The organism is Dryocola clanedunensis subsp. sulfonylureivorans (genome assembly GCF_016756775.1).
Classification (GTDB): domain Bacteria; phylum Pseudomonadota; class Gammaproteobacteria; order Enterobacterales; family Enterobacteriaceae; genus Dryocola; species Dryocola clanedunensis.
In genome coordinates, this window is the sequence record NZ_JAERMU010000015.1 from 95,796 (window position 1) to 120,814 (window position 25,019).

25 protein-coding genes and 3 pseudogenes are annotated in these 25,019 nt (G+C 57.0%); 16 read left to right on the forward strand and 12 right to left on the reverse strand.

The features are described from left to right. Positions 1–193: 193 nt before the first annotated feature. On the reverse strand, positions 194–910 hold the full coding sequence (locus HYQ67_RS16235; RefSeq protein WP_202305130.1) for an autotransporter domain-containing protein: 717 nt from the start codon (positions 908–910) through the stop codon (positions 194–196). A gap of 141 nt (positions 911–1,051) precedes the next feature. Between HYQ67_RS16235 and tag the strand changes: the two genes are divergently transcribed. Together tag and HYQ67_RS16245 are read left to right on the forward strand one after the other, a co-directional pair. Continuing rightward, on the forward strand, positions 1,052–1,612 hold the full coding sequence (tag, locus tag HYQ67_RS16240) for a DNA-3-methyladenine glycosylase I (RefSeq protein ID WP_202305132.1): 561 nt from the start codon (positions 1,052–1,054) through the stop codon (positions 1,610–1,612). After that, a complete protein-coding gene (locus tag HYQ67_RS16245; protein WP_202305134.1) occupies positions 1,609–2,049 on the forward strand; it encodes an N-acetyltransferase in 441 nt (146 codons plus the stop codon). Before tag ends, HYQ67_RS16245 begins: the two co-directional genes overlap by 4 nt. Here the strand turns inward: HYQ67_RS16245 and HYQ67_RS16250 are convergent. Continuing rightward, positions 2,018–4,348 (reverse strand): molybdopterin guanine dinucleotide-containing S/N-oxide reductase, encoded by a 2,331-nt coding sequence (locus HYQ67_RS16250; protein WP_202305136.1) that lies wholly within the window; start codon positions 4,346–4,348, stop codon positions 2,018–2,020. The two genes, HYQ67_RS16245 and HYQ67_RS16250, sit on opposite strands and share 32 nt — an antisense overlap. Positions 4,349–4,501: 153 nt before the next feature. Between HYQ67_RS16250 and HYQ67_RS16255 the strand changes: the two genes are divergently transcribed. The 6 genes from HYQ67_RS16255 (at position 4,502) to ghrB (ending at position 10,511) form a co-directional block, all read left to right on the forward strand. Beyond that, positions 4,502–5,161, forward strand: coding sequence for an OmpA family lipoprotein (locus tag HYQ67_RS16255; protein WP_202305137.1), 660 nt, complete (start codon positions 4,502–4,504; stop codon positions 5,159–5,161). A 136-nt stretch (positions 5,162–5,297) separates the two neighbouring features. Then, positions 5,298–6,317, forward strand: a complete 1,020-nt coding sequence (locus HYQ67_RS16260; protein WP_202305139.1) for a LacI family DNA-binding transcriptional regulator — start codon at positions 5,298–5,300, stop codon at positions 6,315–6,317. 113 nt (positions 6,318–6,430) lie between these two features. Beyond that, positions 6,431–7,180 (forward strand): sugar phosphate isomerase/epimerase family protein, encoded by a 750-nt coding sequence (locus HYQ67_RS16265; protein ID WP_202305141.1) that lies wholly within the window; start codon positions 6,431–6,433, stop codon positions 7,178–7,180. A gap of 3 nt (positions 7,181–7,183) precedes the next feature. Then, positions 7,184–8,122 carry a sugar kinase gene (locus HYQ67_RS16270; protein WP_202305143.1) on the forward strand — a complete coding sequence of 313 codons (939 nt, stop codon included), beginning with the start codon at positions 7,184–7,186 and terminating at the stop codon, positions 8,120–8,122. 67 nt (positions 8,123–8,189) lie between these two features. Further along, a complete protein-coding gene (locus HYQ67_RS16275; protein ID WP_202305145.1) occupies positions 8,190–9,473 on the forward strand; it encodes an MFS transporter in 1,284 nt (427 codons plus the stop codon). A gap of 63 nt (positions 9,474–9,536) precedes the next feature. After that, positions 9,537–10,511 (forward strand): glyoxylate/hydroxypyruvate reductase GhrB, encoded by a 975-nt coding sequence (ghrB, locus tag HYQ67_RS16280; protein WP_202305147.1) that lies wholly within the window; start codon positions 9,537–9,539, stop codon positions 10,509–10,511. A 42-nt stretch (positions 10,512–10,553) separates the two neighbouring features. On the opposite strand, the gene HYQ67_RS16285 is transcribed toward ghrB, so the two are convergent. Beyond that, a complete protein-coding gene (locus tag HYQ67_RS16285; RefSeq protein ID WP_202305149.1) occupies positions 10,554–10,856 on the reverse strand; it encodes a type II toxin-antitoxin system RelE/ParE family toxin in 303 nt (100 codons plus the stop codon). Beyond that, positions 10,856–11,110 carry a type II toxin-antitoxin system Phd/YefM family antitoxin gene (locus HYQ67_RS16290; protein WP_202305151.1) on the reverse strand — a complete coding sequence of 85 codons (255 nt, stop codon included), beginning with the start codon at positions 11,108–11,110 and terminating at the stop codon, positions 10,856–10,858. Before HYQ67_RS16290 ends, HYQ67_RS16285 begins: the two co-directional genes overlap by 1 nt. Before the next feature lie 134 nt (positions 11,111–11,244). Between HYQ67_RS16290 and HYQ67_RS16295 the strand changes: the two are divergent. The 4 genes and pseudogenes from HYQ67_RS16295 to HYQ67_RS24030 form a co-directional block, all read left to right on the forward strand. Further along, positions 11,245–11,379: pseudogene (locus tag HYQ67_RS16295) on the forward strand (bifunctional glyoxylate/hydroxypyruvate reductase B); the annotation flags it as partial. Between the two features lie 131 nt (positions 11,380–11,510). Continuing rightward, complete coding sequence (locus HYQ67_RS16300; RefSeq protein ID WP_202305153.1) at positions 11,511–12,536, forward strand: iron-containing redox enzyme family protein; 1,026 nt, start codon at positions 11,511–11,513, stop codon at positions 12,534–12,536. Positions 12,537–12,585: 49 nt separating this feature from the next. Further along, complete coding sequence (locus HYQ67_RS16305) at positions 12,586–13,506, forward strand: DMT family transporter (RefSeq protein WP_202305155.1); 921 nt, start codon at positions 12,586–12,588, stop codon at positions 13,504–13,506. A 34-nt stretch (positions 13,507–13,540) separates the two neighbouring features. Beyond that, a pseudogene (locus HYQ67_RS24030) lies at positions 13,541–13,630 on the forward strand (hypothetical protein); the annotation flags it as partial. Between the two features lie 13 nt (positions 13,631–13,643). Here the strand turns inward: HYQ67_RS24030 and HYQ67_RS16310 are convergent. The 7 genes from HYQ67_RS16310 to HYQ67_RS16340 all read right to left on the reverse strand — a co-directional run bounded on the left by HYQ67_RS16310 (position 13,644) and on the right by HYQ67_RS16340 (position 19,812). After that, positions 13,644–13,928, reverse strand: coding sequence for a HigA family addiction module antitoxin (locus tag HYQ67_RS16310; protein ID WP_202305157.1), 285 nt, complete (start codon positions 13,926–13,928; stop codon positions 13,644–13,646). Beyond that, positions 13,928–14,206 (reverse strand): type II toxin-antitoxin system RelE/ParE family toxin, encoded by a 279-nt coding sequence (locus tag HYQ67_RS16315; protein WP_202305160.1) that lies wholly within the window; start codon positions 14,204–14,206, stop codon positions 13,928–13,930. Before HYQ67_RS16315 ends, HYQ67_RS16310 begins: the two co-directional genes overlap by 1 nt. Positions 14,207–14,422: 216 nt before the next feature. Further along, positions 14,423–14,785 carry a YibL family ribosome-associated protein gene (locus tag HYQ67_RS16320; protein WP_202305164.1) on the reverse strand — a complete coding sequence of 121 codons (363 nt, stop codon included), beginning with the start codon at positions 14,783–14,785 and terminating at the stop codon, positions 14,423–14,425. A gap of 78 nt (positions 14,786–14,863) precedes the next feature. Further along, positions 14,864–15,406 (reverse strand): mannitol operon repressor MtlR, encoded by a 543-nt coding sequence (gene mtlR / locus HYQ67_RS16325; protein WP_202305173.1) that lies wholly within the window; start codon positions 15,404–15,406, stop codon positions 14,864–14,866. Between the two features lie 45 nt (positions 15,407–15,451). After that, positions 15,452–16,600: a mannitol-1-phosphate 5-dehydrogenase gene (mtlD, locus tag HYQ67_RS16330; protein ID WP_202305175.1), complete on the reverse strand. Its 1,149-nt coding sequence runs from the start codon at positions 16,598–16,600 to the stop codon at positions 15,452–15,454. A 177-nt stretch (positions 16,601–16,777) separates the two neighbouring features. Then, positions 16,778–18,697 carry a PTS mannitol transporter subunit IICBA gene (locus HYQ67_RS16335; protein ID WP_202305177.1) on the reverse strand — a complete coding sequence of 640 codons (1,920 nt, stop codon included), beginning with the start codon at positions 18,695–18,697 and terminating at the stop codon, positions 16,778–16,780. Between the two features lie 527 nt (positions 18,698–19,224). Further along, positions 19,225–19,812 (reverse strand): NAD(P)H oxidoreductase, encoded by a 588-nt coding sequence (locus HYQ67_RS16340; protein WP_202305179.1) that lies wholly within the window; start codon positions 19,810–19,812, stop codon positions 19,225–19,227. A 102-nt stretch (positions 19,813–19,914) separates the two neighbouring features. Here HYQ67_RS16340 and HYQ67_RS16345 point away from each other — a divergent pair, with 102 nt between their 5' ends. From HYQ67_RS16345 to selB, 4 genes are all read left to right on the forward strand, one after another. Continuing rightward, positions 19,915–20,811, forward strand: a complete 897-nt coding sequence (locus HYQ67_RS16345; RefSeq protein WP_202305181.1) for a LysR family transcriptional regulator — start codon at positions 19,915–19,917, stop codon at positions 20,809–20,811. Between the two features lie 39 nt (positions 20,812–20,850). After that, on the forward strand, positions 20,851–21,459 hold the full coding sequence (locus HYQ67_RS16350; RefSeq protein ID WP_202305183.1) for a glutathione S-transferase: 609 nt from the start codon (positions 20,851–20,853) through the stop codon (positions 21,457–21,459). Between the two features lie 71 nt (positions 21,460–21,530). Next, positions 21,531–22,922: an L-seryl-tRNA(Sec) selenium transferase gene (gene selA, locus HYQ67_RS16355; protein ID WP_202305186.1), complete on the forward strand. Its 1,392-nt coding sequence runs from the start codon at positions 21,531–21,533 to the stop codon at positions 22,920–22,922. Then, positions 22,919–24,745, forward strand: coding sequence for a selenocysteine-specific translation elongation factor (gene selB, locus HYQ67_RS16360; protein ID WP_202305187.1), 1,827 nt, complete (start codon positions 22,919–22,921; stop codon positions 24,743–24,745). Before selA ends, selB begins: the two co-directional genes overlap by 4 nt. A 151-nt stretch (positions 24,746–24,896) precedes the next feature. On the opposite strand, the pseudogene HYQ67_RS16365 reads toward selB, so the two are convergent. Continuing rightward, a pseudogene (locus tag HYQ67_RS16365) lies at positions 24,897–25,019 on the reverse strand (IS110 family transposase); the annotation flags it as partial.

Genomic DNA, 25,019 nt, shown 5'->3' on the forward strand with positions numbered 1-25,019 from the left:
GAGAGATGCTTCTCAACTGTATATTGAATGTTAAAACATCAGGCATTGAGGTTACCCAAATTCATCTATTGATGGATTTACTGTTAAAAATTGATCTGTAATCTTGCGAAGCGAGAAAACATTAGCATTACTCTTCTAATCGTAGGTCGGTGATGCAATCTGGCGCTTATTAGCACTACATAACCAACCTCATTCAAAACTTCGCGCTGACCCCGAGGTTATAGAGATAGGCGTCGCCGGTGGAGAGCCCTTCGGCCTGTGACATAGAGGCAAAGGCGGCGACGTTCTTACCGATGGGCATATCGGCACCGACGGTGACGTCCATCCAGCTGGTGTCCTGCGCGCTGGCGGCGTTGGTGCGCATACCGGACTGCGCTTTCCAGACGTTATCGCCGTACTGGTGGTTATAGCTTACCTGCGCCCAGGGACGAACATAGCCCACGGCAGAGTCGAGCCGCCAGCCAACGGTGGAGACGCTGGCGTGCCACAGCCGATCGCTGTAGCGAGACGGCACCACGCTATCCCCGTATTCGTTATAAATGTTCGTTGAGCTGCCGTCCCAGCTGTAGCCAGCGGTCGGCCCGGTGGTAACATTACCCAGAACAGGGATATTCCAGCCCATGTCCATTCGCGTAGCGTCGGTATGTGCGGTATCGTTTCCGGCAGTAAACGACAGCCCTTCCTGCACCTCCGGGGGCATGGAAGAGTGAATGCGTTCGGCAAGAATGTCGTTATAGTTTGGCGCCCGGTCGCTATCCCACGTATAACGATCCTGAGCGTCGCCCACGGCATCATCAGAAACATACTCTTGCTGCCACGCAAAAGCATGAGGGGCGCAGAACAGGCACCACGAAACCAGCGCCGTGAGAAGCGTGACACGGCGACCACTGCATGAAGTTTTTTTAATCATCAAAGCGACTCCAAGAAAGAGCCAAATCCGGCGATAGTTATTCTCTTTTTGTCGGGCTTGCGGATAACCCTGAATTAACTATTGTCTCTTTATCAGACACGTCAAGTTGCCGGCCATTTATTTCATCAGAGGGAAGAGAATATGCAGCGTTGTGGATGGGTCACTCAGGACCCGCTTTACCTTGAATATCACGATAAAGAGTGGGGCGTGCCGGTCACAGACGGGCAAAAATTATTTGAGATGATCTGCCTGGAAGGCCAGCAGGCGGGGCTGTCCTGGATAACCGTGCTGAAGAAGCGTGAAAATTACCGCCGCTGCTTTAAAGATTTCGATCCCCTCGCCGTGGCGCTGTTCACGCAGGAGGACGTCGACAGGCTGGTGCTGGACGCGGGTATTATTCGCCACCGGGGGAAAATCGAGGCGATCATCAATAACGCTAAAGCGTTTCTGGCAATGGAAGCCAACGGTGAAAAATTCCCGGAGTTTGTCTGGGCGTTTGTGGATAACGAGCCGCAGGTCAGCCACGCAGCCGTGCACACGGACAGGCCCACCACCACCCCCGCATCAGACGCCCTGTCTAAGGCCCTGAAGAAACGCGGTTTCAAGTTCGTTGGCTCCACGATTTGCTACTCGTTTATGCAGGCGTGCGGGCTGGTGAACGACCATATAACCTCCTGCTTCTGCCACCCTGATAATAAATGATCCGTCGACTGCGTGAGGGGGAAATGGACGAGCTGATTATGCTATGGCTTGCCAGCACCATTCACGCCCACCCCTTTATCGCCGAAAGCTACTGGCGGGAAAGTGAGTCGATTGTCCGCAACGTTTATATCCCGCAGTCTCTGACCTGGGTAGATGAACAACACGGCAAAATTGTCGGCTTTGCGAGCGTGATCGACTCGCGCTTCCTGGGCGCGCTGTTCGTGGACGAGACGTTTTACGGCCAGGGCATCGGCAGGGGGCTGATTGAGCATGCAAAAGCGAGCTTTCCAGCGCTAAGCCTCGAGGTTTATCAGAAAAACCAGCGGGCGGTGCATTTCTATCACCGCCGGGGCTTTCGCATTGAAGAAAGCGCCTGGCAGTCAGAAACGCGCCACCCGACGTGGATCATGAGCTGGCAGGCGGATCGAAAGCCGTAACCTCCGGCGCTGTACCCTGATACTTCTCGGCCCAGACCAGCGATGAGTTTGCCGCGCAGCCGTTTGCCAGCCTGGACGTCGGAATATCCAGCGTCAGGACGTTCACCGCGCCGTTTTTACACAGGCGGTCGCTATCCAGATCCGGCCACGCCCCTTCGTGAATGCAAATCACGCCCGGCCTGATGCCGTCCGTTACCAGCGCGCCGACCAGCACCTGCCCGCGATGATTCCAGACCCGCACCAAATCGCCGTCGGCGATGCCCCGCTCCGCCGCGTCCTCGGGGTGCAGCGTCAGCGGCTCGCGCCCGGCAATGGCATACTTTTCCCGCAGGGCGGAATAGTTAAGCTGGCTGTGCAGGCGGTGCGCCGGGTGGGATGAAAGCAGCTGAAGCTGGCCCTTTTCAGCGTTGCCCTGCCATTCATCGGGCGCAAGCCAGGTCGGGTGCGGCGGGCAATCTGCATAGCCAAAGCTGGCAATACGTTCAGAGTAGATTTCAATTTTGCCGCTCGGGGTTTTAAGGGGATACTCCTGCGGATCGCGGCGGAAATCAGCGAAGCGGATAAATTCGGCTGATTTTTCGTTAACCGGCATTTCAATCAGGTCGTTAGCCTCCCAGAAATCTTTAAATTCCGGCAGCGTTATCTGCTGCGAGGCTCCGCGCTGTTTCGCCATATCGTAAAGGCTTTCCAGCCACTGCAGCTCGGTTTTCTCCTCGGTAAACCGCGCTTTGCCCCCCTGCTCCCACAGCTCGCTCAACTCCGCAAACACATCAAAATCGTTACGCGCCTCGGCCTGCGGAGCGACAACCTGCTTCATCGGCACCAGATGCTGGTTGCTGTAGTCGCCGGTCATTGTCATATCATTACGTTCGAACGAGGTGGTAATCGGCAGCACGATGTCCGCGTGCTTTGCCGCCGCCGTCCAGAAGCACTCGGAAATGACCACCAGCTCCGGCTTAAGCCATGCCTTAATCAGCCGGTTAGTGTCCTGGTGATGGGTAAAGTTGCCGCCGCCCGCCCACCACAGCATACGAATATCCGGGAAAACTCTTTCCATACCGTTGTGCTGATAGCCGCCGCCCGGGTTTTCCAGCGCTTCAACAATGCGCGCCACGGGGATTTTTTCCACCGGGTCCGTGCCGCCAGCCACCAGCCCCTGTAGCGAACCGGGCACAGCCGCTCGCCGCGTTGGGTTACCGCCGTTGGCAAAGTGGTAAGAGAGGCCAAAACCGCCGCCCGGCGTGCCAATCTGGCCCAGCATGGCCGCCAGCGTCACCAGCATCCAGTGCTTTTGTTCGCCGTACTGCTGGCGCTGCATCCCCCAGCCGGACATCAGCATTGTGCGGTTGGCGCTGAAGACCTGCGCCAGATACTCGATGATTTGCACGGGCACGCCGCAGATTTTTGACGCCCATTCGGCGTTTTTCGGCTGGCCGTCGCTTTTGCCCGTCAGATAGTCGGCAAATTTGTCATAGCCGTGAGTGCAGCGCTCAATGAATCCAGCGTCCTGCCAGCCATGACGCACCAACGTATGGGCGATGCCCAGCATCAGCGCCACGTCGGTGCCCATATGCGGAGCAATCCACTGCGCTTTGTCACCAAAGAAATCGATGGTTTCCGATCGCATCGGATCGATGGCGATCACCATTTTACCGCTGTTCTTCAGCTGCTCCAGGTACTTCATGCCCTGCTCGTCGCTGGCGTTCCACGCAATCTTCAGCGTATTCAGCGGATTAGCGCTCCAGAATACCACCACATCACTATGCTCAAGCACTAAAGGCCAGCTGGTCTGCTGCTGGTAAACCTCATTCGAGCCGACAACGTAAGGCATGATGACCTGCGCAGCGCCGGTGGAATAATCGCCAAGATGTCCGGTATAGCCACCCGCAAGGCTCATATAGCGCTGCAGCAGGGTTGCCGCTTTATGTAAAATGCCGTTGGAGCGCCAGCCGTAAGAGCCAGCAAAAATAGATGACGGGCCATAAGTTTCGCGAATACGTTGATGCTGCTGATGGATAAGCCTCAGCGCTTCATCCCAGCTAATGCGCACGTACTCATCTTCACCGCGTATTCCCTGCGGGGCCTCCGGTGAGGCCAGAAAGCCCTTACGCGCCATGGGAAACTGCACGCGGGCCTTGCTGTGCACCTGATCCGGCACGGCTTGCGCCAGGGAGTTTTCATGGCCTGTGTCGAGCGCGCCACGGGAGGCCAGTACGCGTTTCCCATCGGTCTCAACCTGCATGGGCCCCCAGTGGGCAGCGGTCAGAATGTGTTTCGTTGTCGCGGATGTTTTAGCCAATTCGGGCTCCGGGTTTGCAGGTGGTGGCCTGAGGCCACTCAATATTGTTTACAAATTTAGGATGACTCCGGGGAATTTTCTCCATAATCACACGTCATAATCAATCTCCGCTGTGCTATGCAGCGAAGAAATATAATTCGCATAGGAAATGAGATGAACAAAAGCGTCATGATTGCCGCCCTGGTTTGCGGCACGTTAGCAGTTTCTGGCTGTACCACCAACCCTTACACCGGCGAAAGAGAAGCGGGTAAATCCGGCATCGGCGCAGGTATCGGCTCGCTGGTAGGCGCAGGCGTTGGAGCACTCTCTTCTTCCAAGAAAGATCGCGGCAAAGGCGCGCTGATTGGTGCCGCAGCGGGCGCAGCGCTTGGCGGCGGCGTGGGTTACTACATGGACGTACAGGAAGCGAAACTTCGCCAGAAAATGCAGGGAACGGGCGTGAGCGTGACGCGTAATGGCGACAACATCGTGCTGAACATGCCGAACAACGTCACCTTCGACAGCAGCAGCGCCACCCTGAAACCGGCGGGTGCCAATACCCTGACCGGCGTGGCGATGGTCCTGAAAGAGTACCCAAAAACTGCGGTTAACGTGGTGGGCTACACCGACAGCACCGGCAGCAACGAGCTGAACATGAAGCTGTCCCAGCAGCGTGCGGACGGTGTGGGCAGCGCGCTGATCACCCAGGGCGTTGAAGCAAGCCGCGTGCGCACCACCGGCGCTGGTCCATCTAACCCAATCGCCAGCAACAGCACCGCCGAAGGCAAAGCTCAGAACCGTCGCGTAGAAATTACGCTGAGTCCTCTGGCTTAAATCAGACGGCGGATGACGCTGCACTTATCCGCCCTACGGACTGAATTTCGTAGGGTGGATAAGCGCCAGCGTCCTCCACCAACAGCCAATCAATTTTGTGTTACTCTCCAGAAAGTTACCCCTCCTGGAGATGGACATGAACGGCAAGGCCGCGCGCCCCACGATTAGCGACGTCGCGAAAGCGGCAAAAACCGGTAAAACCAGCGTTTCCCGCTATCTGAACGGCGAACAGAGCGCCCTGTCCGACGATCTCCGCATCCGCATTGAAACCGCCATTGCCGAACTCGACTATCGTCCAAGCCAGATGGCCCGCGGCCTGAAGCGCGGACGCACGCGCCTGATTGGCCTGATCATCGCCGATATTACCAACCCCTACTCCGTTGACGTGCTTAGCGGCATCGAGGCCGCCTGCCGCGAAAAGGGCTTTACCCCGCTGGTCTGCAATACCAACAACGAAGTGGATCAGGAGCTGCATTACCTGGATTTACTGCGCAGCTATCAGGTTGAAGGTATCGTGGTGAACGCCGTAGGGATGCGCGAAGAGGGGCTGAACCGCCTGCAGCAGTCAGCCCTGCCGATGGTGCTGATAGACCGTAAAATTCCCGATTTCGCCTGCGACGTGGTCGGGCTGGACAATATTCAGGCCGCCACCACCGCCACCGAGCATCTTGTGGAGCAGGGCTTTGAGGCGATTCTGTTTTTAAGCGAGCCGCTGGGCATGGTGAATACCCGCCGTGAACGCCTGCGCGCATTTCGCAACACCGTCGCCCGCTATCCCGGCATCGTGGCGGAAAACGCCGAAATTCCCCTGCACGAAGCCGACCTGATGGACAACACCCTGCGACAGTTCCACACGCAGCATCGCGGGATGCGCAAAGCGGTGATCTCCGCCAACGGCGCGCTTACCCTGCAGGTCGCCCGCTCCATGCGCCGCATTGGCCTGCACTGGGGCAGCGATATCGGCCTGCTGGGCTTCGACGAACTGGAGTGGGCGGAGCTGGCGGGCGTGGGCATCACCACCCTCAAACAGCCCGCCTGGCAGATTGGCTATGCCGCACTCGAGCAGGTCGTTAACCGCATCGACGGCGCGGCGGACAGCGTGCGCGAGCAGGTCTTTTCCGGTGAACTGATCGTCCGCGGCTCCACCGCCCGCTAACCCTCTTCTTCGTGATAGCGATCATAAATTCGCCACGAGCGGCTTTTCTTTGGAACCGGTTCCATCTAGCGTAATAGCTATGTTAGCAAAGTGTAACCATTCCGGAGAAATCGATGCCGCGCAAAATTATTGTCGTTACCGCCGCCTATGGCCATGACCGCGTTGCCTCCCTGGGCGGCCAGCAGGCGCTGCTGCCCATTATCGCCAGCGCCGGTGCGGACGGCGTCGAAATCCGCCGCGAACTGTTAAGCAATATCCAGCTCGATGCCCTGCCGGATCTGGCGAAACAGGTAGCCGGGCACAATCTGGAAGCCTGCTACTCCGCGCCGGAGCCGCTGTTTGCCGAGGACGGTAAACTTAATCCCCTCATTCCTTCCCTGCTGCTCGAAGCCCGCCAGCTCAACGCCCGCTGGCTGAAGCTCTCGCTGGGGGAGTTTCGCGGCAGCCAGCAGTTTTCTTTGCTGCAGCAGTGGCTCGCCCAAAGCGACGTCGCGCTGGTCGTTGAAAACGATCAGACCGCCTGCGGCAGGCTGGCCCCGATGCAGCGCTTTAAAGCGGCCTGCAACGTGCTGAATCTGCCGGTGACGCTAACCTTTGATATGGCTAACTGGCTGTGGGTGGATGACTCACCGGAAGCGGCGGCCCGCGAGCTGGCCTCCTCCGTCAGCTACGTTCACGTTAAGGCGGCGGTCCCGCACCATTACCATTACCGCGCCATTGCGCTGGATGATGCCGACCCGCGCTGGCTGGCGCTGCTCAAACAGCTGCCAACGGACGTGCCGCGAGGCATTGAATTCCCGCTGGAAGGCCGCGACCTGGTCGCCGTGACCCGCCACTACGTCAATCTGTTACGCGAGGAGTAAAGGATGCAGAACGAACTGGATGTCATCACCATTGGCGAGGCGATGGCGATGTTTGTCGCCGCCGAGACCGGTGATTTAGCCGCCGCTGAAAAGTTTGTTAAACGTGCCGCCGGCGCCGAACTCAATGTTGCCACCGGGCTGGCCCGCCTGGGGCTGAAGGTCGGCTGGGTAAGCCGCGTGGGCAATGACTCATTCGGACGATACGTGCTCCAGCAGCTCGCCAAAGAGCAGATCGACAGCCGTGGCGTGACCACCGACGAGCGCTACGCCACTGGCTTTCAGCTTAAATCTAAGGTCGATGATGGAACCGATCCCATCGTGGAATACTTCCGCAAAGGCTCCGCCGCCAGCCATCTGTCGGTAGAGGATTTTAACGAAGCATATTTCTTCAGCGCCCGCCATCTGCACCTGAGCGGCGTGGCGGCAGCCCTGTCGGATTCGTCACTGGAGCTGCTGAACCACACGGCCAGGACGATGAAGGCTAAGGGCAAAACCATCTCTTTCGACCCGAACCTGCGCCCGGTGCTGTGGAAAAGCGAAGCGGAGATGGTGAAGCAGCTTAACCAGCTGGCGCTGCAGGCGGACTGGGTGCTGCCCGGCGTAAAAGAGGGTGTCATTCTTACCGGGCAGAAAACCCCGGAGGGCATCGCGGATTTCTATCTCGATAAGGGCGTAAAAACCGTGGTGCTGAAAACCGGCGCTGACGGAGCCTGGTTCAAAACAGCTTCCGGCGAAAAAGGCGCAGTCGCGGCGGTAAAAGTCGATAACGTCGTCGATACGGTGGGCGCGGGCGATGGTTTTGCCGTCGGCGTCATCAGCGCCCTGCTGGAAGGAAAAACGTTATCTCAGGCCGTCAGCCGCGGAAACAAAATCGGCTCCCTGGCTATTCAGGTCATCGGCGACAGCGAAGGGTTACCCACCCGTAGCGCGCTGGGCGAATAAACAAGAGCGCATCGGCTGTACCCTACCTGCGGCACGATGCGCTTCACCTCAACATAGAGGCTAGCCTATGAAAACCAAGACAATCGCAGCAAAACGCTGGTGGTATATCATGCCGATCGTGTTTATCACGTACAGCCTGGCCTACCTCGACCGCGCCAACTTCAGCTTTGCCTCCGCCGCCGGGATCAACGACGATCTGGGCATCACCAAGGGGATCTCCTCCCTGCTGGGGGCGCTGTTCTTCCTCGGCTACTTCTTCTTCCAGATCCCCGGCGCGATGTACGCGGAACGCCGCAGCGTGCGCAAACTCATCTTCGTCTGCCTGATTTTATGGGGCGGCTGCGCGTCGCTGACCGGCATGGTAAGCAATATCCCAATGCTGGCGGCGATCCGCTTCGTGCTGGGCGTAGTGGAAGCGGCGGTGATGCCCGCGATGCTTATCTATATCAGCAACTGGTTCACTAAATCCGAACGTTCGCGCGCCAACACCTTCCTGATCCTCGGCAACCCCGTCACGGTACTGTGGATGTCCGTGGTCTCCGGCTACCTGATTCAGGCATTCGGCTGGCGCGAAATGTTTATCTTCGAGGGCATTCCGGCGGTGATCTGGGCCTTTGCCTGGTGGGTGCTGGTCAAAGACAAGCCTGCGCAGGTTGGCTGGCTGTCCGACGATGAAAAATCCGCATTGCAGGCCCAGCTGCAAAAAGAGCAGGAGGGGATCAAGGCCGTGCGCAACTACGGCGAAGCGTTCCGCTCGCGCAACGTGGTGCTGCTCTGCATGCAGTATTTCTGCTGGAGCATCGGCGTGTACGGCTTCGTGCTGTGGCTGCCGTCCATTATCCGCGGGGCTGGTACGGCGGGGATGGGCATGGTGGAAGTGGGCTGGCTCTCTTCCGTTCCTTACCTGGCGGCGACTATCGCGATGATTGCCGTCTCCTGGGCGTCGGACAAAATGCAGAACCGCAAGCTCTTCGTCTGGCCGCTGCTGCTGATTGGCGCGCTGGCGTTCCTGGGATCGTGGCTGGTTGGCGCTAACCATTTCTGGGTTTCCTATACCCTGCTGGTGATTGCCGGGGCGGCGATGTACGCCCCGTATGGCCCGTTCTTCGCCATCATCCCGGAGATGCTGCCAAGAAACGTGGCGGGCGGCGCGATGGCATTGATCAACAGCATGGGCGCGCTCGGCTCGTTCGTCGGCTCCTGGCTTGTGGGCTATCTGAACGGCGCTACCGGCAGCCCGTCCGCGTCCTACATTTTTATGGGGGTGGCGCTGCTCGCCTCCGTGTGGCTAACTCTGATAGTGAAACCGGCAACGAACCAACAGCTTCCGGTCGGCGCTCGCCACGCATAGCTACCCAACGGGCGGCGAGCCAAAGCCGCCCGGTTTGTGTTTAATTTATTTACGGAGAACACCATGAAGCCGCCCGTCATCCTCTACAAAAATCTCCCTGACGACCTGCTTGCCCGCCTCGAAAGCCATTTTTCCGTCACCAGAGTCAGTGATTTAAGCCCGGAAACGGTAGAGCAAAACGCCGATGCCTTCGCGAATGCCGTGGGCATTCTTGGCTCCAGCGAGAAGGTCGACAAGGCCTTTCTCGAGCACACGCCGAAGCTGCGTGCCTCCTCAACTATTTCCGTCGGCTATGACAATTTTGACGTGGACGCGCTGACCAGCCGCGGCATCGTGCTGATGCACACCCCGACCGTACTGACCGAAACGGTAGCGGATACGATGATGACCCTGGTGCTGTCCACGGCCCGTCGCGCGGTGGAAGTAGCGGAACGGGTGAAAGCTGGAGAATGGCAGGGGAGCATCGGCCCGGACTGGTTTGGCATCGACGTACACCATAAAACGCTGGGGATTCTGGGCATGGGCCGCATCGGCCTGGCGCTGGCCCAGCGCGCGCACTTCGGCTTCAGCATGCCGATTCTGTACAACGCCCGCCGTCATCACAAAGAGGCGGAAGATCGCTTCGACGCCCGCTACTGCGACCTGGACACCCTGCTGGCGGAGTCCGATTTTGTCTGCATCTCCCTGCCGCTGACCGAAGAAACGCACCACATGTTTGGCGCGGCGCAGCTGGCAAAAATGAAGCCATCGGCAATTCTGATTAACGCAGGACGCGGCCCGGTCGTCGACGAGCAGGCCCTGATTCAGGCGCTGAAAGACGGCACGATTCATGCCGCTGGTCTGGACGTGTTCGAGCAGGAGCCGCTGCCGGCTGATTCTGAACTGCTGAAGATGGCAAACGTCGTCGCTCTGCCGCACATCGGCTCCGCAACGCACGAAACGCGCTACAACATGGCGGCCTGCGCGGTGGATAACCTGATTACGGCGCTGACGGGGGAAGTGAAAGAGAACTGCGTTAACCCGCAGGTGCTGAAATAATAGTTGCGGCGGATGGCGCCTGCGCTTATCCGCCCTACGAATTTATCGACGCTTCGTAAGCACTGCAGGTAACCGGCTCTGGTGAAGGATGCCAATTATCGCGATCCCAGATTCAATTTTTTGGTAATAAAGCATGTGGCTCATATAGGGAAAGCTCTTCAAGCCAGTAAGCAGAAGCTCCGACTCGTCAGCGCCAATGTCAGGCATGTTCGCCAGATGCTGCATTGTAATACGCATGGCCGCCAGATATTCCCGCGTCACCAGCCCCCCAAACTGCTGCAGAGAAAATCCTTTTAGCTCGCGCAAATCCTGTAGCGCATCTTCCGTCAGCCTGTAGCTCGCCATTAAATATCCTTCATTAACTCATCGAATACAGCTTCACCGTCATGGAGATCCCCGGCTTCGAGCTGGGCTACGGAACGCGCCAGTTTTTCGCGCAGGTTCTGTAATTTGAGTTCTTCTAAGGCGTTATAGTCCGCAATCGACATGACAATAACGGAAGGTTTGCCATTTTTGGTGATGCTCACCGGCTCGCGCTGCGCTTTGGCGATCATTTCTCCGAACTGGGTTTTCGCCTGGTTGGCGGTAAAACTGATCATGGCTGAGCCCTCATATCGGTTGAATAGGTATAAATCGAACGATTTGTACCTATTTTAAACTAATCAAAGCGCGTGAGCGAACTTATCAGGGAAGAGTAAAGCAAGGCGGGACGTGCGAAAAAGAGAAAGAGAGAATCGTCACCCTGCCGCACATCGGCTCCGCAACGCACGAAACGCGCTACACCATGGCGTCCTGCGCGGTGGATAACCTGATTACGGCGCTGACGGGCGAAGTGAAAGAGAACTTCGTGAACCCACAGTTGCTCTAATCAGAGCCGTTCAGAAAAATAGGGGCAGCTCACAGAATGGACATTCTGTAAGAGAATTAGCATACGATGTATAAAGCCCACACAATTTGTAGGATAAATAAAACTTTCACTGACAAGTGGAGGATTAAATTATGTTTAATAACCAATATGTGCAGTCCCCTTTTGTGCAGGACAGCTACAGGTTCACTGAAAATCTCCTCTCTTATATTAATAGTGGGACAGATCAGGTTGAACCATCGCTGCTTGAAAACTTTAATAAAATTCTCTCAGATGCTTACCAGAACGGTATGCCTGAAGCCCGCAAAATTATTCATAATGCGCTGTTTTTGATTTATCAGACCCATCTCTCTTACCCTCTGTCTGCGGCAGCCAGGCGGCAGCATGATGAAGTACTGCTGATAATCAAGCAGCGGGCAGAGCGGGCATGGTTGAGCGAGGAATTTCGTGATGTGCGCTTTACCGACGTTGAGGACCTCAACGTTAATTTTCCTAATTATTTGATCGGATTATGGAAAGGTCATCGCGCGGCCAGGCACGACTTGTTCGATTTCCTTGAACGGGATGCCACCAGGGAGCAGCTTTTTCTTTTCTTTAAGAGCGACAGTGCGCTCAATCTGATTTTCTTTGATCTTGTCGCTTATACCCTGATAGGCGCGGAGCAGGAAACTCGCGGTACCGTCAGCGAGAATCTATGGGATGAGATTGGTCATGGTGACAACTATTTCACACACGTCAACCTCTACAAAAATCTGCTCGAACGGCAAGATATATCATTGCCGGAAAACCATTACATTGATTTGTACGGCGTCGACGCTTTGGCAGGACATAACGCCTTTATGATTGGCGCAGTGAATCGCTGTCATTACTACAAGCTTCTGGGTGTCATGGCGATGACAGAAGTTCTTGATCCCCCCCAGTACACGAAACTCGTCAACGGATGCATACGACTCGGCCTTATTGATAAAGACGTACATTATTATAACGAACATATTACTATTGATATAAAACATGGAGATGACTGGCTATATAACGTCATAGACGTGATAGCCAGTAAGTATCCTGATTCCCGCCAGGAATTCTATTTAGGTTGCCTGCTACGGCTACAGACAGCAGAGCGTTACTATGACAACCTGCTCAAAGAAATAAAAAATATCTGAGCACTCCCGGCCTCTGAAAAATGAGGCCAGGTCGGAAAGAGGGAGGATTATGGCTTATTTATTGTTAGCGCTGGCAGCTATTTTCTGGGGAGGTAACTATGTTGCCGGTCATATTCTGGTTCAATACATCAATCCTTATGCGCTGAGCCTTATCCGCTGGGGCCTCACGACGTTGCTGATGTTTTGTCTGTACTGGAAATCAGTTAAAAAAGAGTGGGGGTTTCTGGTTGAGCATACTGGAATGAACGCGCTGTATGCATTTCTTGGACAGGTTTCTTTTCCATTGAGTCTGTATGTCGGGTTGCAATACACCAGCGCCCTCAATGCCGCTATTTATATCTCAAGCACGCCTTGTATTGTACTGCTGATAAACGCACTGTTCTTCCGGGAAAAAATCTCTGCGAGAAACATGGCTGGCGTATTCATCAGCACGGCAGGGGTAATTTATCTGGCTATTTCTAATGTCGGGGAGGGTGGCGGTTTTTCACGCTTCGGGATTGGCGATATCCTGACCATTATCTCGGCGCTTAGCTGGGCCTTTTACTGTGCGCTGCTACGCCTGAAGGACCGACGGGTTACAAACACTGCTTTTGTCGGATTCAGCTCATTGCTTGGCACAATAATTCTGATCCCGATTTATCTCCTGTACGTGACCTTATCGGGCAATCACTCAGTCTTCGTGTCAACGCCGTCACTGCTACCGGCACTGGGTGCGCTCTATCTGGTTATCTTTCCCTCATGGCTGTCCTATGTCTTCTGGAACAAAGGTGTTTCGATGATCGGCACGACACGCAGTGAGATCTTCACACATTTGATTCCGCTCTCAGGGGGGCTACTGAGTATTCTTTTACTTGGAGACAAATTACATTTCTACCACATCGTTTCGCTGGTGCTTATCATAGCCGGGATCGCATGCTGTTCGGTACGCCAGGTTAAAACAGCAATTGCGATAGCCGATAAAAAAGGATGAACCCGTGCGGTTCATCCCTTCGGTATTTCCTGGGCTGGATCAGTGCGCGCACTTCGGCTTAAGCATGCCGAATCTGTACAATGCCCGCCGTCATCACAAAGAGGCGGAAGAGTGCTTATCCGCCCTACCCTACAACCTTAAGCCATAACAAGTTTATGCAGTTTTGACACATCAACTGATTTCTGTGCCTCTGCAAGACTGAACGCATTTTGCAGCTTCATCCATACCTCAGCGGAACTGCCGATAACGACGGCCAGCTTCACCGCCATTTCAGGCGTTAAAGCGGCTTTCTGCGTTAATAAACGGCTGGCTGTCGAAGGGGCAATATCCATCGCTCGGGCAAACTCACGCAGGCTGACGTTAAGTTCATCAAGCGCTTCCTGAATAATGACTCCGGGATGCGGGGGATTTTTCATTTTCATTAGTGATAGTCCTCATAATTTAAGATCCAGGCATCTCCTTCGTAAAACTCAAAGGTGATGCGCCAGTTCCCGGAAACGGTGACGGACCAGAGATTTTCTCGATCTCCCTTCAGGGCATGGAGCCGATACCCAGGCATATCGATATCAGATATCTTTTCAGCTGCATCAATCACGGCAAGTCGAGTATGCAGGCGAGGCACATGCTCCCAGGGTAACCCCTGCGACTGATGCTCAAGAAACAGCTTTCTTAGTCCCTTATGCTTAAAACTTCTGATCATCCCGTAATCCCGTTCCCTCAAGGGGAACAATAGCATCAATGTTTCGCCACACGCAACATCGATTCGTTGAAAAGTTCACAGAAGATAGGGTGAGGTGAAGCGTTTGAAAACGAGAGGAAAAGAAGTACTCGAGTGGGCTCGCAAAAAGAGAATTTATAGGAAAAATAAAGGGATGAACCCGAGCGGTTCATCCCTTTGGTATTTCAGCAGGCTGGCTTAGAAGTCGGTCTTTGAAAAACCAGTCATCTCTTCAAGATCCATTTCGCGGCCCAGCGCCGTCATCGGATGCACGATAACCAGACCGCGCACGGCTTTTTTCAGCTTGCCCATGTCCGCCTGCTCTTTCTTGGTGATCGGGCGCTTGTACGGCATCGCCATCAGCTTCTGCGCTTCTTTGCTCAGCTTCTGGTTACGCACCGCCTGCAGACGCACGATTTCAATTTCCAGCTTCGCCTTCTCTTTTTCCATCTCGGCGTACTTTTCCGCATCGTTGATCAGATGCAGCTCCGGCATCTCGTGGCGGATCAGGTCCAGACGGTCGCTAAGGCGTTTAATTTCTGCTTTTTCGATTTCTTTCATTTTAATTAACCGTGAATAAGTTGCTTGCTGGCAAGGATACACCATTAGCGCTTTGAGGGCGAAAAGGGACTGGGAGGATTATTTCTTCTGGAAGGCTTTTTTCAAGCTGATCCGGGAGATCAGCTCGGTCAGGGAGAGCACCATGGTCGAGCGGACGATCTGCTGGTAGCGCTGGCGCTGCATGGCCTGCAGCTCTGGATCGTCGCCGTCGATGAACGTCGGTGCAGGGGGAAGCGCCGCAACGCAGTGCAGTTCGCCAAACGGGCCGAGAATTTCGTCGTCGGTGAAATTGTAGTCGTTGCCGTCGTGGTTCAGCTCTTCGCGCAGCGCCATCAGCAGCTCGCAGTCTTCGTACTCGGCGCGGTTCATCACCCCCAGCCCGTAGATAAGCTTCATGCGCACGGAGAGATCGCCCAGCGGGCCATCGCCGTCCAGCAGCGGCTCCACGGCGTATTTTACCGCATAGTCGTCTTTACGAAATACCTGAAGCACCAGGATATTGACCGCCTCGGTGAGAAGCTCGACGGCGGCAATCAGCAGGCTTCTGACGGTTTTGCCGGCATTCAGACGCTCAAGCACTCGGTTTTCAAAGGCCTGTGTTTCTTCCATCTTTGCCTGCATCACTGAATTTTAGTGTTGGGCGCGGCTGGCCGCGCCCGTTCTCCATTACGCCTTAGCGTTATAAGCCTTCACCGCCTGCGCCACGACGTCGCTGCCTGCATCCAGACCGGATACCTGCGCAAGGGTCGCCTGCGGGCCATTTTCTGCCAGCAGCGCCACCAGCTCCTGGGCCTGCGGGTCTTCTTCGCTGCGGTAGTGCATGGCTGCCGCAATCCCTTCAATCAGGTTCGCGTGCGGCAGGCCGTATTCAAGCGTGCCCAGCAGCGGTTTGATCAGACGGTCGCCCGCGCTTAATTTACGCAGCGGCTGACGGCCCACGCGATCCACATCATCTTTCAGATACGGGTTTTCGAAACGGCCGAGGATTTTCTGGATGTAGGCTGCGTGCTTGTCGGCGTCGAAGCCGTAGCGCTTAATCAGCACCGCACCGCTTTCATCCATCGCCCCTTTCACGACGGCGCGGATTTTCTCATCCAGAATCGCATCGCGAATGGTCTGGTGACCGGCCAGCTGGCCGAGGTAGGCGGTTATAGCATGCCCGGTATTCAGCGTGAAGAGCTTACGCTCCACAAACGCCATAAGATTATCAGTAAGTTCCATGCCAGGAATGTCTGGTAGCTCACCTTTAAACTGGGTTTTATCGACAATCCACTCGCTGAAGGTTTCTACCGTGACTTCCAGCGGATCGTTGGTGGCGGAAGCGGACGGCGGCACGATGCGGTCAACGGCGGAATCCACGAAGCCGACGTGCTGCTCAACCCAGGCCTGGTCGTCCGCGGACAGGGCTTTCATGACGTGGGCTTTTAGCTGGGAGGTGCCGCGCACCATGTTTTCACAGGCGATGATATTCAGCGGCTTGGCGTTGCCATTGGTACGGCGCAGCACCAGCCCTTTCGCCACGGCTGGCGCGATGCGCTCCAGCACCACGGGGCCCACGGCTGTTGTCACCAGGTCAACTTCAGCGATCAGGTTGACGACGTCGTCACCGATGCTGCTGACGGCATTCACGTTGGAGACGGTATCGACCTGCTCGTTTTCGCCCACCACGTGGACCTGGTAGCCGTTGCGCGCGTTCAGCGCGTCCAGCACAACCTGGTTTACGTCAGCGAAAGTCAGCTGAATGCCCGCGTCCGCCAGCAGTTTGCCGATAAAGCCGCGTCCGATGTTACCTGCGCCAAAATGTAATGCTTTCATGTGCTTCACCTTCTTAAATTTGCATCACCCGAGAGGGCTGGGGTGAAAGGCCATTATTTAACGACCCTCACCCTAACCCTCTCCCATACGGGAGAGGGAATAACTGGTGGATGGCGCTTCGCTTATCCCCCCTACACAGGGCCGGTAAGCGGGAGCGCCATCCGCCGATTTCAGGACTTACTTCTTACCGGCCAGCAGGTCGAGGACTTCCTGCACGCTGGTGGTGTGCGCCAGACGCTCAATGACCGACTCATCATCCAGCGCGTTGGTCAGGCTGGTGATCACCTGGATGTGTTCGTTGTTGCGCGCGGCGATACCGATAACCAGACGGGCAATGTCGTCAGGCTCTTCACCGAAGTGTACGCCCGCAGGGTACTGGCAGAACACGACGCCGGTTTTCAGCACGCGGTCCTTCGCTTCAACGGTGCCGTGCGGAACCGCGATGCCTTCGCCCAGGTAAGTTGGGGTCAGTTTTTCACGTTCGAACATCGCATCCACATACTCTGGCTGGACGTAGCCGCCGTTCATCAGCTGCTCACCCGCAAAGCGAATGGCTTCTTCTTTGCTGGTGGCGGTCAGGCCGAGGAACACGTTGCCGGCGCCCAGGCGGAACAGCCCTTCTTCGCTTGGCACGAAGCTGTCTTCCAGGCTGCTCATCACCTTCACTTCTTTCTCGCTCAGGTTATGGGAAGCCACCAGACGCTCGGTCAGGTTGGCGTACAGGCTGCTGTCCAGGAAGTTGGTCAGGGAGATGTGCTGCGCCTGCGGCACCTGGCGCATAGCGCGCTCGGTCAGGTCGCGGTGCGTAATCACCAGGTCCACGTCGTCCGGCAGGCTGTTGATGGCACAGTTGGTCACGGAGATGTTTTTCAGGCCCGCGTCGTTCACTTTCTTACGCAGCACGCCTGCACCCATTGCGCTTGAACCCATACCGGCGTCGCAGGCAACGATGATTTTACGGACGTGGCTCAGGTCGTTGGACAGGCCAGCGCCTACCGCCAGCGGCGCTGCGCCACCTTTGGATTCTGCTTTCATTTCAGCCATACGGCGAGCCGCGGCTTCGATGTCGTCTTCTTCTTTCACCTTGCTGGTTTTCAGCAGGATGGCAGAGACGATGAAGGAAACGACAGTTGCCGCAACGATCGCTGCGATGTTAGCGAAGTACGCGCCTTTTGGCGTCATCGCCAGAACCGCGAGGATTGAACCCGGAGAGGCCGGAGAAACCAGACCGCCGTTCAGCAGGGTCAGGGTGAACACGCCGGTCATACCGCCGAGGATAACGGCCAGGATCAGGCGTGGATTCATCAGCACGTATGGGAAGTAAATTTCGTGGATACCGCCCAGGAAGTGGATGATTGCCGCGCCGCCCGCAGACTGCTTAGCGTTACCGCGACCGAAGAACATGTACGCCAGCAGCACGCCCATACCAGGACCCGGGTTGGCTTCAATCAGGAAGAAGATTGATTTGCCCAGCTCGTGGGACTGCTGAATGCCCAGCGGCGAGAAGATACCGTGGTTAATCGCGTTGTTCAGGAAGAGAATTTTCGCCGGTTCTACGAAGATAGAGGCCAGCGGCAGCATGTCATGGACAACCATGAAGTTAACGCCCGCAGCCAGCACTTTGGAAAGCACTTCAACCGCAGGGCCGATACCCATGAACGCCAGAATCGCCAGGATCATCCCGATGATGCCGGCGGAGAAGTTGTTCACCAGCATTTCAAAGCCGGATTTGATCTTGCCGTCGACCCAGGCGTCGAAGTGCTTAATCGCCCAGCCGCCCAGAGGACCGGCAATCATCGCACCGAGGAACATCGGCATGTCCGCACCGACGATAACGCCCATGGTTGTGATAGCACCGACCACGCCGCCGCGGTCACCGCCGATTAAGCGGCCACCGGTATAGCCGATCAGCAGCGGCAGCAGATAGGTGATCATTGGGCCAACCAGCTTCGCCAGCGTCTCGCTTGGCAGCCAGCCGGTAGGAATAAATAACGCTGTGATAATACCCCAGGCAATAAACGCGCCGATGTTCGGCATCACCATGTTGCTGAGGAAACGACCAAAGCTTTGCACCTTGATCTTGATATCGGATGACATACGCACACCCCTTGTTGTGTTTACGCGCTGGGAACAGCCCGAGGTTTATTGTTTAGTTAACGTGGCGGCGCAAGCCAGCCAGATGCTCTTAGTGAGGCGAATCTGGCACTGAATCGTTAAGCTGTCCAGAGGACGGGATTTAGTGTGATGCAGATCACCAATAATCGGGGTGAGGTGGGCATAGATTAGTGATATTCGTCACATAATGGCGGTGTAAAAATAATACAGTGATAATCTTTTAACCGCTTCCGGGGTATATTTGTGACTTAAATCACATTTTATCTTTGTGTGTTTGTTATTTCTTTGTGATACACATCACAAAGTATTTTAACCGGATTTTTCTTAGTGTGATCCAGTGCAGGTTACGTGGCGCTGATAGTTTCGCGCTGTAACTTTATTACAGCGAAGCCGTGGGGCTGGCATGTCGGATGGCGCTGCGCTTATCCGACCTACACATCGTTCGACTCATCCGAATCGTAGGGTGGATAAGCGCAAGCGCCATCCACCAAAAGCACCAGCCACCGAACTTATTCAGCCACCACGCCGCGCGCCTGTTCAAACAGCTTTTCGTAATGCGACTTGCTGTCCGTAATATCCTCTTCCACCCCAATGGTGTTGTAGAGGTAGGTGATTCGCGTCTCGGCAATGCCCAAATAACTCCCGGCACTGTTGAGATAGTCGGACATGTTCTTTTCCCAGCCGTACTTCACGTAGCCCTCTTCAGAGCCGCCTACCAGCGCCACCCAGTGAACGCGCTTCGCCGGGAAGCCTTTGCCGCCGTAGGCCAGGCCGTTGTTCCACACGCGATCGAGATACCCTTTAAGCATCGCCGGGAAGCCGTACCACCACACCGGGAAGACCATCACTATAGTGTCGTTATCCGCCATTTCGTTGAACAAACGGTGTACTTCCGGGGAATACTGCTTGTTCGGGTTGTCCCAGTCTGGCTCATCAGCCACGTCCAGCGCCGGGTTAAAGCCAATGCGGTATAGATCGAGGGCGGCAACCTTCATCCCTTTTTCCTGCGCCTCGCCCTTAATCTCTTTGACCACCTGAGCGGTCAGTGAATCGCTGCGCGGGTGCGCCCATACGATATACATGTTGTTTTCTTTCATGGTGTTATCTCAATTTGTTGGGTGAATAAACACCACTTTACGGTCGGGCGATAATTCTGTAAAACATATCATTTGAGATAGGTTAATGAAGGATTTTCACTAATGAAGCTGAACTTCGCCGACTTCGCGTCGTTTATCGCCGTGGCGCGCCACAAAAGTTTTCGCGCGGCGGGTGATGAGCTGGGCCTGTCCCCCTCCGCCATTAGCCACGCCGTTAAGCAGCTGGAACAGCGGCTGAAAATCCGCCTCTTTAACCGCACCACCCGCAGCGTATCGCTCACCGAGGCGGGTAATAATCTCTACGAACGCCTGCGTCCGGCCTTCGACGAAATCAACACCATGCTCGACGAGGTCAACTGCTTCCGGGAAACTCCTCTCGGCACGCTAAAAATAAACGCCTTCCGGGTGGCCGCCCGCCTTGTGCTTATGCCGCTGGTTGCAGGCTTCACCCGTCAGTACCCGGATATCAAAGTTGAGATCGCCACTGAGGACCGGCTGGTGGATATCGTGCAGCAGGAATACGACGCGGGCATCCGCCTGAGCACCACCGTTGAGAAAGACATGATCGCCGTGCCGATTGGCCCGGCCATGAAACTGGTGGTGGTGGCAACGCCGGACTATTTCGACCGTCACCCCGCGCCAGCCCATCCTCGCGAGCTGGTGAATCATCAGTGCGTCGTCGTTCGCTTTCCCAGCGGGCGCCCGTACCACTGGGAGTTTGAAGGGCCTGAAGGCAAGCTGGAGATTATCCCCGCAGGCAATATCATCCTCGACGATATGGATTCCGGGCTGGAGGCCGTGCTCTGCGGCGCGGGCGTCAGCTATCTTTACGAGCAGCAGGTCAGACCGTGGCTGGAAAGCGGCCAGCTTGTTTCGGTACTGGAGGAGTGGCTGCCTGAACCCGAACGGTGGCAGCTTTACTATCCTAACCGCCAGTACATGACCTGCGGACTGCGGGCCTTTGTGGACTACATCAAATCGCCGTCGTCCATAATCTGATCCATACTTACCCAACGCTTATAAAAAATGGACGATGTAATGAAACTGATCGGCAATTACACCAGCCCGTACGTGCGCAAAATCTCCGTGATCCTGCTGGAAAAGGGCATTACCTTCGAGTTTGTGAATGACAATCCGTGGGTTGCGGACAGCCACACCCCGCAGTACAACCCGCTGGGGAAGGTCCCCGCGCTGGTGACCGCCGACGGCGAATACTGGTTCGATTCACCGGTAATTGCGGAATACCTCGAGCTTCTGGATATCGCTCCGGCGCTGATCCCCCGCGAACCCGTAGAGGCCCTGAAAATGCGCCAGCTGGAAGCGCTTGCCGACGGCATTATGGACGCAGCCCTGGTTTCCGTGCGCGAACAGCAGCGCCCTCCCGCCCAGCAGTCCGAAACCGAACTGCTGCGCCAGCGGGAAAAAATCAGCCGTGGGCTGGACATGCTGGAAGCTTACGCCGGTGACAAAACCCTGACGGCTGAACCCCTCACCGTTGCCAGCATCGCCGTCGCCTGCGCGGTGGGCTACCTGAATTTCCGCCGCGTTTCGCCCGGCTGGTGCGTAAACCGCCCGCATCTGGTGAAGCTGGTCGAAGAGCTGTTCAGCCGCGAAAGTTTTGCCCGCACCGAACCGCCAACGGCATGATCTCCCTCTATGACAGGGGGTTAACTCCCCCTGTAAACTAACGCCTCTTTTCTCAACGCAACGGCTTGCCCATGACTTCCCAACGCTCCCTGTACAGCCAGCTTCCGGCAACAGACCGCCTGCTGCGCGACGCCTCTTTCAGCACGCTGCTTGAAGAGTTCGGCCATACCCGCGTGGTCAGCACGCTGCGCGACATGCTTGATGATGCCCGCGAGCACATCCGGTCGCAGGAGACGCTGCCCGGCTGGAACGCTGACTGGGCAACCGCGGCGAAGGCAAAACTTGAGGCGAGCCAGCGTAGCGCCCTGCTGCCGGTGTTTAACCTGACGGGCACCGTGCTGCACACCAACCTGGGCCGCGCCCTGCAGGCCGAAGCCGCCGTAGAGGCCGTCACTCAGGTTATGCGATCCCCCATTACGCTTGAATACGATCTGGACGGCGCGTCCCGCGGCCACCGCGATCGGGCGCTGGCGGATTTGCTCTGCGAGCTGACCGGCGCGGAAGATGCCTGCATCGTCAATAACAACGCGGCGGCGGTGCTGCTGATGCTGGCGGCCTGCGCGGACGGCAGCGAAGTGGTTGTCTCGCGCGGGGAACTGGTCGAAATTGGCGGCGCGTTCCGCATTCCCGACGTGATGCGCCAGGCCGGCTGCCGGCTGGTGGAAGTCGGCACCACCAACCGCACCCATCTGAAAGACTATCGCCAGGCCGCAGCCAGCGGCAGCGTGGCGCTATTGATGAAGGTCCATACCAGCAACTACCAGATTGAAGGCTTCACCAAAGCGGTGAGCGAGGCCGAGCTGGCGGAGCTTGGGCACGAGCTGGATATTCCGGTGGTGACGGATCTGGGCAGCGGCTCGCTGGTGGATCTCAGCCAGTGGGGGCTGCCGCCGGAGCCGATGCCAAAACAGCTCATCGAGGCGGGCGTCAGCCTGGTGAGCTTCTCCGGGGATAAGCTGCTCGGCGGCCCGCAGGCGGGGATTATCGTCGGCAAAAAAGAGATGATAGCCCGCATTCAGCAGCATCCGCTCAAACGCGCCCTGCGCGCGGACAAAATGACGCTGGCGGCGCTCGAAGCCACGCTGCGCCTGTACCAGCACCCGGAAACGCTGGTTGAGCGGTTGCCAACCCTGCGCCTGCTAACCCGCAGCGCCGCAGACATCAGCGAACAGGCTCAGCGCCTGGCCCCGGCGCTGCAAACACGCTTTAGCGAGCGGTTCGACGTGCGCGTCGAACCGTGTTTATCCCAGATTGGCAGCGGCTCGCTCCCCGTCGACAGGCTGCCCAGCGCGGCAATAACCTTCACGCCGAAAGACGGGCGCGGCACCACGCTTGGCGAACTGACGCAGCATCTGCGCACCCTGCCAAAGCCGGTGATTGGGCGGATCAGCGACGGTCGCCTGTGGCTGGATTTACGCTGCCTGGAAGACGAAGCCAGCCTTATGGAGATGCTGACCCAATGATTATCGCCACCGCCGGACACGTCGACCACGGCAAAACCACCCTCTTACAGGCCCTGACCGGGGTTAACGCCGACCGCCTGCCGGAAGAGAAAAAGCGCGGCATGACCATCGACCTCGGCTATGCCTACTGGCCACAGCCGGACGGCCGGATATTTGGTTTTATCGACGTGCCGGGACACGAAAAATTCCTCGCGAATATGCTGGCGGGCGTCGGCGGCATCGACCACGCGCTGCTGGTAGTCGCCTGCGACGACGGCGTGATGGCGCAAACTCGCGAGCATCTGGCCATTCTTCAGCTGACCGGCAGGCCGACAATGACGGTTGCGTTGACCAAAGCCGACCGCGTGAGCGAATCGCGCGTTGAGGAGGTGCGGGAAGAGATCAAAACCCTGCTGGGCGAGGTAGCCGTATTTGTGACGGCGGCAGCCAGCGGCCAGGGCATAGAAGCGCTGCGCGAGCATATTCAGCAGCTTGCCGAACGCCCGCACCCGACAGCCCATCGCTTCCGCCTGGCGATAGACCGTGCCTTTACGGTGAAGGGCGCAGGCCTGGTCGTGACGGGAACGGCGCTGAGCGGCCAGGTAAAAATTGGCGATTCGCTGTGGCTGACCGGCGCGGAGAAACCCATGCGCGTCCGTGGCCTGCATGCGCAGAATCAGGCAACAGAACACGCCTTTGCCGGGCAGCGCATCGCACTGAACATTGCGGGCGATGCGGAAAAAGCAGCTATCAGCCGTGGCGACTGGCTGCTGGCGGAAAAGCCGTTGCAGCCTGTTGAGCGAGCCATCGTCCAGCTGCAAACCCTTGCCCCGCTCACCCAGTGGCAGCCGCTGCATATCCACCACGCCGCAAGCCACGTTACCGGCCGCGTGTCGCTGCTGGAAGGGGATCTGGCCGAAATCGTGCTGGACGTGCCGCTGTGGCTGGCGGATAACGACCGGCTTGTCCTGCGAGATATCAGCGCCCGCACTACTCTCGCCGGAGCGCGCACCCTGCTGCTGCATGCCCCACGCCGGGGTAAGCGCCAGCCTGCGTATCTTGAATGGCTGCACCAGCTTGAAAAGGCGGAAGATGACCAGCAGGCGCTGGAAATAGCATTGCAGCGCGGGGCCGTCTCTGTGAGCACCTTCGCCTGGGCGCGCCAGCTCACCGCCAGCGGCATTAAGGCGCTGCTGGACGGCAAAAATTATATTCAGGCCGCAGACAGCCTGCTCAGCAACGAGGTCGCCGCCCGCTGGCAGCAGAAGCTGCTCGCTACGCTTGCACGCTACCATCAGCAGCACGACGACCAGCCGGGCCCGGGCCGCGAACGCCTGCGCCGCATGGCCTTACCCGGCGAAGACGAGCCGCTGGTGCTGGCGATTATTGAGAAAATGCGTCGTGAAGGGGCTGTAGTCAGCCGTCAGGGCTGGCTGCATCTGCCGGACCACAATCCGGGCTTTTCAGCGGAGCAGCAGGCGCTGTGGGAGCAAATCGACGCTCTGTTTGGCGATGAGCCGTGGTGGGTTCGCGACCTGGCCGCGCAGACGAAGCAGGATGAGCAGACGATCCGCCAGCTCATGCGCTTTGCGGCGCAGCTCGGACTGGTGACGGCGATCTTAAAAGATCGGTATTACCGCAACGATCGGATCCAGGCGTTTGCCAGGCTGATCCGCGAAATGGATCAAACCCAGGGCACAACCAGCGCCGCCGATTTCCGCGACCAGCTGGGCATCGGCCGCAAGCTGGCGGTGCAAATCCTCGAGTATTTCGACCGGATTGGGTTTACGCGCCGCCGTGGGAACGACCATTTGCTGCGGGATCGTGCATTATTTGAGGAATGAACCGGTGGATGGCGCTAACGCTTATCCACCCTACACGATCCGTAGAAACGTAGGCCGGATAAGCCCAGCGTCGTCCGGCAAAACCACCCAGTTCCGTAGGTCGGATAAGCGAAGCGTCATCCGGCAAAACCACACATTTCCGTAGATACTGTTACGCCATGCAAGCATTTCCCGTATGAAGCGTGGCATCGAACGGGCGTCCTGACTTCAGGACGCCGTATGCCACCTGCGCCAGCTTGCGCATCATCGCACCGATTATCAGCTTCGGCGCTTT